The organism is Arthrobacter sp. D3-18, assembly GCF_054408525.1.
On sequence record NZ_CP096440.1, the window covers coordinates 1,357,814 to 1,372,895 of the forward strand.

Here is a 15,082-nt window from a genome sequence, read left to right on the forward strand (position 1 = left end):
AAGGACTTCTACTACATATGACTTACAAGAGCCCCCTGTTGTCGCGCCCTGGTGCCGTTGAAGATACCGGCCTCGATGCCGGCGTTGCGGCCCACTACGGTGAACCACTGCGTGAGCAGCGCGCCCTGGCAACCGGTACCGCCGTCGTCGATCTTTCGCACCGTGGCGTGGTGACCGTGACCGGCCCGGACCGGCTCAGCTGGCTGAACACACTCTCGTCCCAGCAGCTCACCAATCTCCAGCCGGGGGTCGCCAGCGAACTGCTGCTGCTCAGCGTCCAAGGCCGCATCGAGTTCGATGCCCGCGTCATTGACGACGGCAGCACCACTTGGTTGATCGGTGAGACCGCCGAGGCCGCGCCACTTGCTGAGTGGTTGAACAGGATGAAGTTCATGCTCCGCGTCGAGATCGAGGACGTCTCGGAGCAGTGGGCCGTGTTGGGCGCCACCAAGCCGGTGGAGCAGCTGTCCGGCGGCTTGGTGTGGGAGGATCCATGGCCGCACGTCAGCCCTGGGGGATACGCGTACAGCATCGTCCCCGAGGAATCGCATCCTGGGCTTGAACGCCCTTGGTTCGAGTACCTTGTACCGGCCACCGGGTTGGAACAATCCGTGGAAGGCCTTGCCTTGGCAGGCGCCATGGCGGCAGATGCCCTGCGGGTTGCAGCGTGGCGGCCACGCCTTGGTGCCGAGACTGATGAAAAGACGATTCCCCACGAGTTGGATCTCTTGAGGACCTCGGTGCACCTGAACAAGGGCTGCTACAAGGGACAGGAGACCATAGCGCGTGTCCACAACCTTGGCCACCCGCCCCGGCGCCTCGTGTTCCTTCAGCTTGATGGATCACAGCACACGCTGCCGGCCGTCGGCAGTGTCGTATTTGCCGGGGAGCGCAAGGTAGGTACTCTGACATCGGTGGCGCAGCACTTTGAAATGGGACCCGTTGCTTTGGCCGTGATCAAGCGGTCCGTTTCGGCGGAGGAAACCCTGACGGTGATGGACGGTGAGGAGCCTTACATCGCAGCCCAGGAAGTGATCGTCGCCCCCGACGCCGGCCAGGTTGTCGGGCGCCAGACCGGATTCCTGAAGGGACCCCACCGATGACCCAAGCCACAGGCCCCGACGACGAAACGTTGGCACTGGCACACGCCTTGTTCGATGCTGCCCGCGAAGGTAATACTGAACTGCTGCGTGGCTACTTGAACGCCGGCGCTCCTGCCACGCTGACGAATGCCGCTGGCGACTCCCTGCTGATGCTGGCGGCCTACCACGGTCACGAGGAAGCCGCGCAGCTCATCCTCCATCACGGTGCTGACGTGAACGCCGCAAATGATCGGGGACAAACTCCACTCGCCGGAGCGGTCTTCAAGGGATACACAGGTGTGGCCCGGGTTCTGCTGGATGCTGGAGCAGATCCCGACGCCGGAACTCCCACGGCGCGCGAAGCCGCCTCGATGTTCGCCAGATCAGAGATTCAAGCCCTCCTGGGGTAACACTTAGGCAACCCCAAGAGAGCCCGGTCACAGCGATCGGGCTTTCTTGCGCCTAGATACTCCACGTGGAATAGTTGTTGTGGAGTATCTGATGGGAAAGGGCGTTGTCGTGGCCAAATTCGCGGAATTGACGCCGCTCGGCGTCGCATCACTGGCGCTCTTGGCAGAGGAACCCATGCATCCTTACGAGATGTACCAAGTGTTGATGGCACGTCATGAAGACCGCCTCGTCAAAGTCCGCCCCGGTACGCTCTATCACGCAGTGGGCCGGCTGGCGGAAAGCGGGTTTGTGGAGGCCACAGGAACGGAACGCGAAGGCAACCGTCCCGAACGGACGACGTACCGGATTACCGCCGCAGGACATGACGCCCTTAACGCGCGACTCCAAGGCATGCTCTCCACGCCCGTCAACGAATACCCCGTGTTTCCCCACGCAATCGCCGAAGCCCATAACCTTCCCGCGGATGTTGTGAAGGACCTGCTGGCGGAGCGGCTGGTAGCCCTCGGCGCCGATCTCGACTTCCTCGTTCATGCCGAGGCAACCGTGACGGCCAAGGGGCTTGATCGCAAGTACTGGATCGACATCACGTATCAACAAGCAATGCGCCGAACGGAGATCGCGTGGATCCGCGAACTCCTTGAGGAGTTGGGCAACGGGCGCCTGCCCTGGGATGAACCCCGGTCCACTCCAAGTGAACTTACATACAAGCCAAAGGAATCCCTTGGAAAACGTAACTAAGCCGTGGCCCGCCCTGTGGTCATTGGTGGTGGGCTTCTTCATGATCCTCATCGACACCACTATTGTGTCGGTGGCCAATCCTCGGATCATGGAGGGCCTCAACACCGACATCAACGCCGTCATCTGGGTCACCAGCGCCTACTTGCTGGCCTACGCAGTGCCCTTGCTGATCACTGGCAGGCTGGGTGACCGCTTCGGGCCCAAGAACCTGTATCTGATCGGCTTGGTCGTCTTTACGCTCGCCTCGCTGTGGTGCGGACTCTCCGGCGACGTCACCATGTTGATCGCTGCCAGGGCAGTCCAAGGCTTGGGTGCCGCCATGATGACTCCGCAGACCATGGCCGTAATAACGCGCATCTTCCCTCCGGACCGCCGTGGTGCAGCCATGGGGTTGTGGGGAGGGACGGCCGGCATGGCTGTGCTGATCGGACCGATCCTCGGTGGTTTGCTGGTGGACAGCCTCGGCTGGGAGTGGATCTTTTTCGTCAATGTCCCCATCGGGATCGTGGCCTTCATCCTGGTGATGCGTTTCGTGCCGAAATTGACCACGCACAGCCACACGTTCGACGTCGTGGGAGTGGTGCTGTCCGCCGTCGGTATGTTCCTGCTGGTCTTTGGCATCCAAGAGGGCCAAACGTACAAATGGGGAACGGTCACAGGCTTCGTTTCCGTGTGGGGCCTGATCATCACGGGACTCGTAGTCCTGGTGCTGTTTGTCGCCTGGCAGTGGCTCCTTGAACGCCGCGGCGGGGAACCCCTGCTGCCGCTTGGCTTGTTCAAGGACCGCAATTTCTCCCTGGGCAACACCACCATCATGGCCGTTGGGTTCACGGTGACCGCCTTCCCGCTGCCCACCATCTTCTACTACCAGACCGTGCGAGGCCTGACGCCTACGCAGTCTGCGTTGCTGATGATTCCCATGGCCGTTATTTCGGGTGCGCTGGCCCCGTTCGTAGGCAAGCTTATGGACCGTGCCAACCCGCGCTGGTTCGCATCCTTCGGCCTCGTCTGCCTGGCCGGGGCATTGTTCTGGACGGCGTCGCTTCTGGGGCCGGATACTCCCATCTGGATGTTCCTGCTGCCCAGCGCACTGCAGGGCGTTGCCAACGCCTTCATCTGGGGGCCGGTGTCCAACGCGACCACCCGCAACCTGGAACCACGTCAGGCAGGGGCAGGTTCCGGCGTCTTCAACACCACGCGCCAAATTGGGGCTGTTCTCGGTTCGGCTGCCATCGCAGCCCTCATTCAGTCGCGGCTCGCGGCGGAGTTGCCCGCAGCTCCCGCGGGGGCTCCTGTGGGCGAAGCCGCCATGGGCGGAGTGTTGCCGGAAGCGCTGCACGCAGGATTCTCGACGGCGATGAGCCAGTCCATCTTATTGCCCGCATGTGCGATTCTGCTGGGTGCCGTGGTGGCGTTGTTCTTTGGCAAATCGAAGTCGGTCAGAGGTTGGGGCGGGAAAGCCGCTGAAGAACAGGCAACACAGGAAACTGTCCGGAAGTAGCATTTTTTTCGGTGTCGGGACCAGCCCACTTTTGGGCTGGTCCTGCCCTGTTTAAGGACTGTTCCCAGCCTCTACCTGCCCAAAGCCGGGCCAATTCGGTTCCTCTTTAGCCGAGGAGTACGCTCGCGTGGAGCCCGCCCGTGGCAAAGCCAAGGCTGCGGGCCATCGCGAGAGCTCCGGTGTTGCTGACATCGGCTTTCCATTGAAGGGTCAGCCCGGATGCCAAGGCCTCGTGCGCAGCGATGGACGCGGCCAGGGTGCCCAAGCCGCGCCGTCGCCAGGGAGGCGCAACCAGGACGCCCATATTGGCCAGGATGCCTTCCCACTCGGAATAGGCGCCGCAGGCCACGGGCGTCGGCTGGTCCTCTTCGGGGTGCATGATGGTGAAGCGATGCTCGAGCCCTTGCAGGCCAACCTCATTGACGTCATCCGGAGGGCACAAACCTTCCAGGCTGATTGCTTCGGGGTTGCCCTGCGAAACCGTAAGTTCGTCGGAGGGCTGCTGGAGCGGTAGGTCGTCTGCAAAGAACAAGGCCGAGGAGCCAAGTCCATGTCCGCCGTGTGATCGCGTGATGGTCAACAGCGTCACGTGTTGGGCGAGTTGGGTGTCAGGGATTGTTGCAGCATTATCGAGTGCCCATTGCGGTCCCACGAGCGCCGAGACGCCAAAAAGGCGGAGGAAAACCAAGGCCCGCGCAGATTCATCCACGCGGACTATACGGTTGCCGGGGTCTCCTGGGTCTGCCGCAGAAGCGGTGAGCCGGTCAGCTGCGGTGGCGAAAGCGTCGTCGTCGAGCCCCAAACGGCGAGCCCACGCCAGCTGAATGATGGCAGCAGACGTGGGCTCTAGAGTCATGGATTCAGCCTAGCCGACTAGCCGAACAGCACAGACGCTTCGTCGTAGCGGTGTTGCGGCACGCTCTTGAGTTTGCCGAGTGCTTCTTCGAAGCCTACGTGGGAGATGTCCGTACCCTTCAGGGCCACCATGGTTCCCCAGCGCCCTTCCACCACGGAGTCGATGGCTGCCATGCCCAAGCGCGTCGCCAGGACGCGGTCGTAGGCGGTGGGGACGCCACCACGCTGGATATGGCCGAGGATGGTGGCCCGGGTTTCAATGCCCGTGCGCGCTTCGATTTCGGGTGCCAGCTGATCGGCGATGCCGCCAAGACGGGGACGGCCGAAGGTATCCAGGCCGCGCTCGGAGTGCGGGGACTCCATGTGGTCCGGGACGAAGCCCTCGGCAACCACCACCAGCGGCGCACGGCCACGGTCGTGGGCTTCCTGGACCCACTCAGTGATTTGCTCGATGCTTGCCTTCTGCTCCGGAATCAGGATGGCGTGGGCGCCTGCTGCCATGCCGGCGTGCAAAGCGATCCAACCGACGTGGCGGCCCATGACTTCGGCGATCATGCAGCGGTGATGGGATTCGCCCGTGGTACGCAGCCGGTCGATGGCCTCAGTGGCGATCTGCACGGCGGTATCGAAACCGAAGGTGTAATCAGTGGCATCGAGGTCGTTGTCCACGGTCTTGGGGACGCCAACAATCTTCAGGCCCGCGTCGGTGAGGCGCTTGGCAGCTGCCAGTGTTCCCTCACCACCGATTGCGATGATTGCGTCGATGCCAAGGCGTTCCATGTGGGCCTTGATGACGTCGGGGCCACCGCCGTTTTCGAACGGGTTGGTGCGGGAGGTGCCCAGAATGGTGCCACCCTGTTTGGCGATACCGCGGACCATGGTGCGGGGGATGTCGATGACATCACCTTCAACTACACCGCGCCAGCCGTCGCGGAAGCCCACAAACTCCTGGCCGTGGATGGCAATGCCCTTGAGGACTGATCCCCGGATCACTGCGTTGAGGCCGGGGCAGTCGCCACCGCTGGTAAGAATGCCAATTTTCATGTTTGCTCACTCATGGCTTGGAGGAATACGTGCAGAGCGCCACGCTGAGCTCCCAATGATTGTAGACGCGCATGTGGGGTGGGACACAAACGGTTACTTTTGCCCCGGGCCGTGCGGTATTGGAAACCTGGCTGAAAACTATGGAACGCCCCGCCAAAAGGCGGGGCGTTCCATTGTTTTCGGCTGATTCGTAACCGGCAACTACCGGGAACGTTGGCTGATGAAGGATTCGAGCGCGATCTTGTTGTTCTGGTCCGGCAAGATGAGCCAGCCCAGGATATAGACCACGAATGCGGGGCCGGGCAGTAGGCAGAAGAGCAGGAAAGCGACCCGGACGTACGCTACGTCGACCCTGAGCTTCGCTGCGATTCCGCCGCAGACTCCGCCGAGCCAGCGTTGCGGACCACGCTTCAGGCCGAAGCCCCTGACGATGCTGAAGAACTTGTCCATGGCTACACCCTTCCCTGTTGCGGTTGCTTTGTCACGTTGCTGCTTCCACTCACTTCGCCGGGCTCTTTGATGTCCTTGTACCTTTACGGGCGGACAGGAGACCGCCGACCACCAGCGCCGCACCCGCGCCGATCATCAGGCCGATCAGGACATACGTACCGTTCAGCGTGACCCAGCCGAGTGTCGAGATGACGATCAAGGCTGCGAGGGCGATCACAATCAATCCCCACACCACGGTGCCTATCCGTGCCTGCCGGGGTTCGTCGTCGTCCGCGTGCTCAACCCGGAAGCTGGGTTCCAACGGTGGCGTGAGCGGGATCTGCTGGAGGCTCGGCTTGGGAAGGGCTTCCGTGGGGCGGGTCTCCTTGGGCAGTGGTTCGGTCGGTTGGGCTTCGCGTGCTTTCCTGGGCTCGTTGATGCTCATATCAGTTTCCTTCCTGGATGGTCACGTTGCTGAACGTGCCGTCGATTTCCACCACGAGGTTGGCTCCGGGCTTTTCGGTGTTGTAGAGCGTCCTCTCGTCCTGCAACCGGCCCCCTCGGTCCGTGCCACGTTCGTTGAGGTTGCCGAATGTCATGTCTGCCCTGACCTCCACGGGGACGTCATCGGGAATGACGACGGTGACGTTGCTGGCTGTGGCATCAACCGGAATCAGGACCTCGGAAACCAGCGGGGGTGTCAAGGTGATTTCGGTCAGGTCCACCACACCTTGTGCCCCGGTAACATCGATGCCTTGCCGTGCCTGCTCCAGACTGGTCGGCGCCCAGTTCACGTCATGGAAGGTGAAGCGGTCGCCGTCCCTGGGGACCACATTGAAGATTCCGCCAATGATCAGGGCGGCTACCGCAAGGAAGCCAAGGAATCCTGACGTACGCCCACGAAGTCCCGCGATGAGGATGCCCAAGCCGAGTACGGCGGCACCTGTAGCCCACACCACGGCGTTGCCCGAGTTGCCCAGATCAATGACGTTTCCGACGTCGAGCGCTTTCAACGTGCCGCCGGCAAGAAGTGCCGCACCGGCTGAGACCGAAACGATCGCCGCCCCCGGACCCCTGCGCTTGGGAGCAGCGGGCTTGGGCTGCCACCCTTGCGGGGGAGTGGAACCGTAAGGAGGACGCGGACCGGAAGGCGTCGACGGTCCTGAAGGGCCGAACGGCCCTGCCGGGGGAACCGGCCCGGAGCCGTGGCCATGAGCGGAGCCGTGGACACCCGCAGGGCCATAGGCGCCGCCTGTAGAAGGAGCTCCGTAGGTTTTGCTGCCAGCCTGGCCACTGCCGTAGACAGGCACTCCGGTGTTGGTGCCGGTGGTCGTGGTGGACGCGAATGACGTGGGCGTACCGTAGGCAGCTGTGCTGCCGGATGCTGCGGAATAGGGCGTCGCGGAGTAATTCTGATGGCCCACAGGTGGAGTTCCCTTCGAAGCTTTGTTGCGTTGAACCAGGAAGTAGATGAGGTAGAAGACGCCACCCATCCAGAAGAGCGTCCAGAACAGGCCAGGGAGTCCATCCCAGCCCCAGCCCCAGAATCCGCGGCCCAGGCTCGGGAGGCCGATGATGGTGGTGATCAGCGCACCGGTCATGCCCCCTGACCATCGGCCCGCGGCTGCTTCCTGCACGTGGATGCGGCCGTCAGGCTCGGGCAGGAGCGCCCAGGCCACGCCGTACAGCAGCACGCCGACGCCGGCGAAGAGCGCCAGGACAATGAAGATTCCCCTCACAATCAGGGGGTCGATGCCGAACCGGTGGGCCACCCCGCTTGAGACGCCGCCGATCCAACGGTCCGGTCCCCGGCGGATGCCTTGGCTACGGATCCAGTCGAAGAAGTTCTGCTGAGCGGTTGCAGGCGCGCCGCCGGCTTGCGGATAACCACCGCTGGCGGCACCGGTTCCCGAGGGAGCGCCGGATTCAGTGGATGCCCCCGAAGTGGCCCCCGAAGGTGCCCCGGACGTGGCGCCAGGGACTCCGGACGTGGCACCAGACGTGGTGCCAGGGGCGCCGGTGGAAGCGCCAGTGTTGGCGCTGGAGCCGGATTCGCCGGCGGTGCCTGGCGTTCCGGGTTCCTCTGGGTTCATGCTGTTCGCGTTCATACTTCGATCCTGCCGCCCGGGCCATCCTTCCCTCTACTGGGGGATACCCTGATTGATCCCTGAGGGACCCCCGAACAACGCCGTTTTCCGGTCCGGGGCACCCTGATCCGTGTTTGGATTGGTACATGACAACCGTTGTGCAACGCCCCACGCTGGTCCGCAGCAGCGACCGCATGATCGCGGGCGTATGCAGCGGTTTGGCCGATCATTTGGGCTGGCCGGTCAAGTTCGTCCGGCTGGGCATGATTCTGGCTTGCTTCGCCGGTGGAGCAGGCGTGGCCTTCTACGCATGGCTGTGGACCATGGTTCCCACCGCGGACGAGAACGCCAAGCGCAACGCCCGCCGCCCGGCGTCGCCCATTGCTCCTGCGGTGAGCCTCCCGCCCACCTCCGTGGCCCCCGGCCCTTCCGCGGCGCCAGCGTACGACGCCGGACCCTCGCCGACGGTGGCCGGCGCACCTCCGGTGTTGGGTTCTGTCCCGGGAAACCGTTCTGTCCCGGGAAACCGTTCTGTCCTCGGAGATGCAGGCGCCGGGCCGGTCGCCGAACCTGCCGCCTTTGGCAGTACAGGGTCATCCTGGGACTGGGCAGGATCACGGAGCCGGGCCGGATCCCGGGCCGGGGCCGGGGCCGGCTCCAGCGACTGGGCAGGATCCAGGGACGAAGCAGCCAACAGTGGAAGTACCTTGTCGTCTTGGTTCACGTTCCGCAAGATCCAGTACGGCAAGGAAATCCTGCTCGGCGCAGCCTTGCTCTTGGTTGCTGCGATCCTGATCGCCCGCCAGTTCGGCGTCGACGTCCCTTTGGGCACACTCATTCCGGCCGCCGCCATTCTCGGTGGCGCAGCGATTGCCTGGATGCAGCTCGATGAGACCCGCAGGGCCGGCCTGGTGGATAAGACCAAGGCCGACCAGGCCGGCGGCTGGACGCGCTTGGCAGCGGGCTTGGCCTTGGTGGTGGCCGGCGTCCTGGTGATGGTGTCCGGTTCGGGGTCGTGGGAGCAGACGTGGTTGGCGCTGCTTGCCTCGGTCGCTGTCTTGGGCGGCGTTGCCTTGGTACTGCTGCCGTGGGGACTGAAGTTCTGGAAGGACCTCGAAACAGAACGCGCCGGCCGGGTCCGTGAAACTGAACGCGCGGAGATTGCTGCCCACTTGCACGACTCCGTGCTTCAAACCCTGGCGCTCATCCAGCGCAGGGCAGGCTCCGAGCAGGACGTCGTCCGGCTTGCAAGGGCCCAGGAACGCGAACTCCGGTCCTGGCTCTTCAGTGATCCGGCCAAGGAATCGGGCCTTCTGGCAGACAGGATCAAGGCTGTCGCAGCGGAAGTGGAGGACTCCCATGGGCATGCCGTGGAGGTAGTCACTGTAGGGGACACCGACATGACGGACCGGCACGAGGCGTTGGTCCAGGCCGCCAGGGAGGCCATGCTCAATGCGGCCCGGCATGGCGGCGGAACGGTATCCGTGTACTTGGAGAGCACCGCCGGTAGTACGGAGATCTTCATCAAGGACCGTGGCCCGGGCTTCGACCCGGATGCTGTCCCGGATGACAGGCTGGGTGTCAAGGAGTCGATCATCGGCCGGATGAAGCGGCACGGCGGCACGGCGGTCATCAACAGCAGCAGCGATGGGACGGAAGTCCGATTGGCCCTTCCATCAATAAGTCCGGACGCCAGCGAACAGCGGAATGGTGAGCAGCGGAATGCCGAACAGCGGAATGGAGAAGCGAAGCAATGAACAACAGCCCTGAAAGTGGTGTCGGCCGCAGGGTGAGCGTGGTTATCGTGGACGACCACACCATCTTCCGCTCTGGTTTGAAGGCGGACCTCGACGAACGCATGGATGTGGTGGGCGAGGCCGGAACCGTGGAACAGGCCATTTCCGTCATAGCCGCGACGCGCCCTGAAGTAGTGCTCCTGGACGTGCACCTTCCCGGCGGCCTCGGCGGTGGCGGACGTGAAGTCATTGCCGGCTCCGGCGCTTTGCTTGCCAACACCAGCTTCCTGGCCCTGAGCGTGTCCGACGCCGCCGAGGACGTGGTGTCGGTTATCCGGGCCGGAGCACGTGGATACGTCACCAAAACCATTTCCGGCAAGGAGATTTCCGACGCCGTCATTCGCGTGGCCGATGGCGACGCCGTCTTCTCTCCCCGCTTGGCGGGCTTTGTGCTGGATGCTTTCGGAACCGCTCCCGCTGACATCGCCGACGACGAATTGGACAAGCTCTCTGCCCGCGAACTCGAAGTCATGCGGCTCATTGCCCGGGGTTACAGCTACAAGGAGGTGGCCAAGGAGCTGTTCATCTCCATCAAGACGGTGGAAACACATGTGTCGGCAGTCCTTAGGAAGCTCCAGCTGTCCAGCCGCCACGAACTCACCAAATGGGCGGCCGAGCGTCGCCTCCTCTAACGATCTCTCACCTTCCGCTGGATTTTCCCGATCGCTCTCTCACTTCCCGCGCCTTAAACGGAAACGCTCTTCCACCTGTCACAGGTGGAAGAGCGTTTGCGTTGGCTGGTTGCTACTTGGCCTTGCCCAGGAACTCCTGGATGCGGCGGACGCCCTCGGCGAGGTCGTCATCGCCGAGTGCGTAGGACAAGCGCACGTAGCCGGAAGGACCGAAGGCCTCGCCCGGAACCACGGCTACTTCAACCTCATCGAGGATGAGCGTGGCGAGTTCAGCTGAGGTCTCCGGGCGGACGGGACCGTTGGAGGTCTCGAATTCCTTACCCAACAGGCCGCGCACGTCCGCGTAGACGTAGAAGGCGCCTGTCGGCGTCGGGCATTCAACACCATCGATCGCGTTCAGGCCGGCGACGATGGCCTTGCGGCGTCGGTCGAAAGCAACTTTCATCTCGTCGACGGCGGTCAGCGGACCCGTGAGGGCTGCTGCGGCTGCGATCTGCATGATGTTGGAGACGTTGGACGTCGCGTGGGACTGCAGGTTGGTGGCGGCCTTGATGACGTCGGCAGGGCCGATCATCCATCCCACGCGCCACCCGGTCATGGCGTACGTCTTGGCAACGCCGTTGAGGATGACAACTTTGTCGCCCAGTTCCGGTGCGGCAGTGGCGATGGAGGTGAACTCGACGCCGTCGTAGGTCAGGTGCTCGTAGATCTCGTCAGTGACAACCCAGAGGCCCTTGGACGCGGCCCACTTGCCGATCTCCGCAACCTGCTCCGGGCTGTAAACAGCGCCAGTGGGGTTGGACGGGGAAACGAACAACAGGATCTTGGTCCTGTCCGTTACGGCAGCCTCAAGCTGCTCGATGGTCACCAGGTAGCCCTGTTCCGGTCCGGCGAAGACCTCAACGGGCACGCCGCCAGCGAGCCGGATGGCTTCCGGGTACGTGGTCCAGAAGGGAGTGGGGATGATGACTTCGTCGCCCGGATCCACGAGGGTTGCGAACGTGTTGTAGACGGCCTGCTTGCCGCCATTGGTCACCAGGACCTGGGAAGGGTCAACCTGGTAGCCGGAGTCGCGCAGGGTCTTCTCTGCGATGGCCTTCTTCAGCTCCGGGAGACCGGCGGCCGGGGAGTATCGGTGGTACTTCGGCTGGCCCGCTGCCTCAATCGCGGCCTGAACGATGTAGTCCGGGGTGGGGAAATCAGGTTCGCCGGCACCGAAACCGATCACGGGACGTCCCGCGGCCTTCAGTGCCTTGGCCTTGGCGTCAACGGCAAGGGTGGCGGATTCTGCAATGGCGGAGATTCGCTGTGAAATGCGGGCGGTAGTTGTTCCGGCAGACATCTATATACCGTTCTTCGCAGGCAGCTCGAGGGCTGGATGATGGGATTCGACGTAAACTACCTTATGCTGTTCTGCGGAGCTCCCGGGTGCCTGCAGAACTTTGTGACTGATAATGCTGGTCACAGGCTTTTAGGGCTGGGAGGTCCGGAATCGGGCCGGTTCGACTATCGCGAAATTCTTGCGTAGACTGGTTCACCGGTGTTGAAAAGCACCACAGGCTGAAGTGCGGCCTGAAACATGGATTCGATCCATAGGGTAGTGGCGCAATTGGTAGCGCAGCGGTCTCCAAAACCGCAGGTTGCAGGTTCGAGTCCTGTCTGCCCTGCGCAAGCTGTTCCGGCGGAAACGCCGGGGCACGCGCAGCAACCATGGCTCTGATCAGAGTCGGGTCAACGACTTTGCAAGGTGAGTGAGGACCAGGTGACCGAAACAGCTGCCAGCAGCTCGAAGGGCCGTCCCGCCAAGAAAGCCGATCGCGGCTTCTTCGCCCGTATTGCACTCTTCGTCCGCCAGGTGATTGGTGAACTGAAGAAGGTCGTTGCGCCCACCCGCAAGGAACTGATCAATTACACGCTCGTGGTGCTGGTGTTCGTAGCCATCATGATGCTCATCGTCAGCCTTCTGGACATCGCCTTCGGGACGGGAGCCAGCTGGGTCTTCGGTGGCACGGGGGCTGGGGACCGCTAAGCGGATCTGTCCGCAAACTGTGTGAATTCCTTGATTAGTCAGGGATTTTGCGGGGTTTGCGGAATTGAGCCATTTAAATAGGCATGTTAGGCAATGAGGAAGCAGGAGACCAAGTGTCTGAGCAGGAGCTCGAGGTAAACGAGACTGAGCTGGGCGGATCCGCCGAGGACTCAGCCGACGCCACGGCTATTGTCGTGGAAGAGTCCGAGGTCGATTCCGCTGCGCCCGAATCTGCCGACGCCGACGAATCCGAAGAGGACTTCGAAGCTGACGTGGACGCCGAGTCTGATGACGCATCGGACGGGATTGCCGGCGACGAGGAAGAGTCCGACGGCGACGACCTGGCAGCCGCTGCTGCTGCAGCACCGGCAGATCCCGCTGAGGAGTTCAAGGCCAAGCTGCGCCGCCAGGAAGGTGACTGGTACGTCATCCACTCCTACGCCGGTTACGAGAACCGAGTGAAGGCCAACCTTGAGACCCGCATCCAGACCCTGGACATGGAAGATTACATCTTCGAGATCCAGGTGCCCATGGAAGAGGTCGTCGAGATCAAGAATGCGCAGCGCAAGGTCATCAACCGCGTGCGCATCCCCGGCTACGTCCTCGTCCGCATGGACCTGACCGACGCTTCCTGGGGCGCCGTTCGCCACACGCCGGGTGTCACCGGCTTCGTGGGCAACGCCCACAACCCCGTCCCGCTGCGGCTCGATGAGGTCTTCTCCATGCTCGCCCCGGTCTTCGAAGAAGAGCAGGCAGAGCAGGGCAAGCCCGTCAACAAGCAGAACCAAGCTCCCGTGGCCGTCGACTTCGAGGTCGGCGAGTCGGTCATCGTCAAGGAAGGTCCGTTCGAGACCCTCCCGGCTACGATCTCCGAGATCAAGCCCGAGTCCCAGACCCTCGTGGTTCTGGTCTCGATCTTCGAGCGCGAAACCCCGGTGACGCTCGCATTCAACCAGGTCACCAAGATCTAGCTGATTCCAAAATTTCGCTCCAGTCCTGCCTGCTTAGCAGTTCGGGAGCGGCCGGTCGCCTCGCCATGGCGGCCACCAACCTGGGACGCGCTCCTGTGTCCCAGGAAGCTATTGAGAGAAGGACCCTACATTGGCTCCCAAGAAGAAGGTCACCGGCCTCATCAAGCTGCAGATCCAGGCAGGTGCCGCTAACCCGGCTCCGCCGATCGGTCCTGCGCTTGGCCAGCACGGTGTCAACATCATGGAATTCTGCAAGGCGTACAACGCTGCAACGGAATCCCAGCGCGGAAACGTTATCCCGGTTGAAATCACGGTTTACGAAGACCGTTCCTTCACCTTCATCACCAAGACCCCGCCGGCTGCAGAGCTCATTAAGAAGGCTGCAGGCGTCGCCAAGGGTTCGGCTACCCCGCACACCGTCAAGGTTGCCAAGCTGACCCAGGCACAGGTCGAGGAAATTGCTTCCACCAAGATGGAAGACCTCAACGCCAACGACATCAAGGCAGCTGCCCTGATCATCGCAGGCACCGCCCGCTCCATGGGCATCACCGTAGAAGGCTAGTAACCTTCGAAGGCCCTTGTGGCCTTCACCCGCCGGGCAACCGGCATCTGAAACATTGAAATGTCGCAGGATCCTTGCCGGATCCGCGACTTGTGGCAGGGCCCAGCGCGGTCCGCAGACCACAACTGCACAAGGAGAAATAGCAGCATGGCAAAGCGCAGCAAAGCATATGAGGCAGCCGTAGCCAAGATCGAGGCAGACAAGGTCTACGCCCCGATCGAGGCCATCACCCTCGCGAAGGACACCAATCCTTCCAAGTTCGACGCAACCGTTGAGGTCGCTTTCCGCCTTGGCGTTGACCCGCGTAAGGCCGACCAGATGGTTCGTGGCACCGTCAACCTGCCCCACGGCACCGGTAAGACCGCCCGCGTCCTCGTTTTCGCAACCGGCGACAAGGCTGAAGCAGCTATCGCTGCCGGCGCCGACTTCGTTGGTTCCGATGACCTGATCGAAAAGATCGCAGCCGGCTGGACCGACTTCGACGCCGCAGTGGCAACCCCTGACCTCATGGGCAAGGTTGGCCGCCTCGGTAAGGTCCTCGGCCCGCGTAACCTGATGCCGAACCCGAAGACCGGTACGGTTACCCCGGATGTCACCAAGGCTGTCAACGACATCAAGGGTGGCAAGATCGACTTCCGGGTCGACAAGCACTCCAACCTACACTTCATCATCGGCAAGGTGTCCTTCGACGTCAACAAGCTGGCTGAGAACTACGCAGCAGCACTGGAAGAGGTACTTCGCTTGAAGCCGTCCGCTTCCAAGGGCCGCTACATCCAGAAGGCTACCGTTGCCACCACGTTCGGTCCGGGCATCACCGTTGACCCGAACGTCACCAAGGTCCTCGTCGACGCGTAAGCTTCGCGAGCACTTGCTCTGAAAAAAGGACCGTCCGGTTTGCCGGGCGGTCCTTTTTCTTGCCCTTTTCCCTGTTCACCACAAGGGGAG

The 15,082-nt window shown here is 62.6% G+C and carries 16 protein-coding genes and 1 tRNA gene; 11 read left to right on the forward strand and 6 right to left on the reverse strand.

Annotated elements, in window-relative coordinates:
* Window positions 1-17 precede the first annotated feature (17 nt).
* From ygfZ to M1D89_RS08340, 4 genes are all read left to right on the forward strand, one after another.
* Window positions 18-1,103 carry a CAF17-like 4Fe-4S cluster assembly/insertion protein YgfZ gene (gene ygfZ / locus M1D89_RS08325; protein ID WP_498649724.1) on the forward strand — a complete coding sequence of 362 codons (1,086 nt, stop codon included), beginning with the start codon at window positions 18-20 and terminating at the stop codon, window positions 1,101-1,103.
* Window positions 1,100-1,492, forward strand: a complete 393-nt coding sequence (locus tag M1D89_RS08330; protein WP_498649726.1) for an ankyrin repeat domain-containing protein — start codon at window positions 1,100-1,102, stop codon at window positions 1,490-1,492. The genes ygfZ and M1D89_RS08330 overlap by 4 nt, the downstream gene beginning before the upstream one ends.
* Before the next feature lie 109 nt (window positions 1,493-1,601).
* On the forward strand, window positions 1,602-2,231 hold the full coding sequence (locus tag M1D89_RS08335; protein ID WP_498650921.1) for a PadR family transcriptional regulator: 630 nt from the start codon (window positions 1,602-1,604) through the stop codon (window positions 2,229-2,231).
* On the forward strand, window positions 2,215-3,732 hold the full coding sequence (locus M1D89_RS08340) for a DHA2 family efflux MFS transporter permease subunit (protein ID WP_498649728.1): 1,518 nt from the start codon (window positions 2,215-2,217) through the stop codon (window positions 3,730-3,732). Before M1D89_RS08335 ends, M1D89_RS08340 begins: the two co-directional genes overlap by 17 nt.
* Window positions 3,733-3,838: 106 nt before the next feature.
* Here the strand turns inward: M1D89_RS08340 and M1D89_RS08345 are convergent, their stop codons facing one another.
* From M1D89_RS08345 to M1D89_RS08365, 5 genes are all read right to left on the reverse strand, one after another.
* Window positions 3,839-4,588 carry a GNAT family N-acetyltransferase gene (locus M1D89_RS08345; protein ID WP_498649730.1) on the reverse strand — a complete coding sequence of 250 codons (750 nt, stop codon included), beginning with the start codon at window positions 4,586-4,588 and terminating at the stop codon, window positions 3,839-3,841.
* 17 nt (window positions 4,589-4,605) lie between these two features.
* Complete coding sequence (locus tag M1D89_RS08350; RefSeq protein WP_498649732.1) at window positions 4,606-5,631, reverse strand: ATP-dependent 6-phosphofructokinase; 1,026 nt, start codon at window positions 5,629-5,631, stop codon at window positions 4,606-4,608.
* Window positions 5,632-5,832: 201 nt separating this feature from the next.
* Window positions 5,833-6,081, reverse strand: coding sequence for a PspC domain-containing protein (locus M1D89_RS08355; RefSeq protein ID WP_017200254.1), 249 nt, complete (start codon window positions 6,079-6,081; stop codon window positions 5,833-5,835).
* 49 nt (window positions 6,082-6,130) lie between these two features.
* Window positions 6,131-6,505: a hypothetical protein gene (locus M1D89_RS08360; RefSeq protein WP_498649734.1), complete on the reverse strand. Its 375-nt coding sequence runs from the start codon at window positions 6,503-6,505 to the stop codon at window positions 6,131-6,133.
* A 1-nt stretch (window position 6,506) separates the two neighbouring features.
* Window positions 6,507-8,168 (reverse strand): PspC domain-containing protein, encoded by a 1,662-nt coding sequence (locus M1D89_RS08365; protein WP_498649736.1) that lies wholly within the window; start codon window positions 8,166-8,168, stop codon window positions 6,507-6,509.
* A 125-nt stretch (window positions 8,169-8,293) separates the two neighbouring features.
* Between M1D89_RS08365 and M1D89_RS08370 the strand changes: the two genes are divergently transcribed.
* Window positions 8,294-9,904: an ATP-binding protein gene (locus tag M1D89_RS08370; protein ID WP_498649738.1), complete on the forward strand. Its 1,611-nt coding sequence runs from the start codon at window positions 8,294-8,296 to the stop codon at window positions 9,902-9,904.
* The gene (locus M1D89_RS08375) at window positions 9,901-10,575 is read left to right on the forward strand and encodes a LuxR C-terminal-related transcriptional regulator (protein ID WP_498649741.1); all 675 of its coding nucleotides are present in this window, start codon (window positions 9,901-9,903) and stop codon (window positions 10,573-10,575) included. The genes M1D89_RS08370 and M1D89_RS08375 overlap by 4 nt, the downstream gene beginning before the upstream one ends.
* A gap of 112 nt (window positions 10,576-10,687) precedes the next feature.
* Here M1D89_RS08375 and M1D89_RS08380 read toward each other — a convergent pair whose 3' ends face one another.
* The gene (locus tag M1D89_RS08380; protein ID WP_498649745.1) at window positions 10,688-11,917 is read right to left on the reverse strand and encodes a pyridoxal phosphate-dependent aminotransferase; all 1,230 of its coding nucleotides are present in this window, start codon (window positions 11,915-11,917) and stop codon (window positions 10,688-10,690) included.
* 252 nt (window positions 11,918-12,169) lie between these two features.
* On the opposite strand from M1D89_RS08380, the gene M1D89_RS08385 reads away from it, so the two are divergent.
* From M1D89_RS08385 to rplA, 5 genes are all read left to right on the forward strand, one after another.
* Window positions 12,170-12,242, forward strand: a tRNA-Trp gene (locus M1D89_RS08385).
* A gap of 80 nt (window positions 12,243-12,322) precedes the next feature.
* Window positions 12,323-12,604, forward strand: coding sequence for a preprotein translocase subunit SecE (secE, locus tag M1D89_RS08390; RefSeq protein ID WP_498649747.1), 282 nt, complete (start codon window positions 12,323-12,325; stop codon window positions 12,602-12,604).
* A 113-nt stretch (window positions 12,605-12,717) separates the two neighbouring features.
* The gene (gene nusG, locus M1D89_RS08395; RefSeq protein WP_498649749.1) at window positions 12,718-13,575 is read left to right on the forward strand and encodes a transcription termination/antitermination protein NusG; all 858 of its coding nucleotides are present in this window, start codon (window positions 12,718-12,720) and stop codon (window positions 13,573-13,575) included.
* Window positions 13,576-13,705: 130 nt separating this feature from the next.
* Complete coding sequence (rplK, locus tag M1D89_RS08400) at window positions 13,706-14,137, forward strand: 50S ribosomal protein L11 (protein WP_011775609.1); 432 nt, start codon at window positions 13,706-13,708, stop codon at window positions 14,135-14,137.
* 147 nt (window positions 14,138-14,284) lie between these two features.
* Window positions 14,285-14,992, forward strand: a complete 708-nt coding sequence (rplA, locus tag M1D89_RS08405; RefSeq protein WP_011775608.1) for a 50S ribosomal protein L1 — start codon at window positions 14,285-14,287, stop codon at window positions 14,990-14,992.
* The last annotated feature ends 90 nt before the right edge of the window (window positions 14,993-15,082 follow it).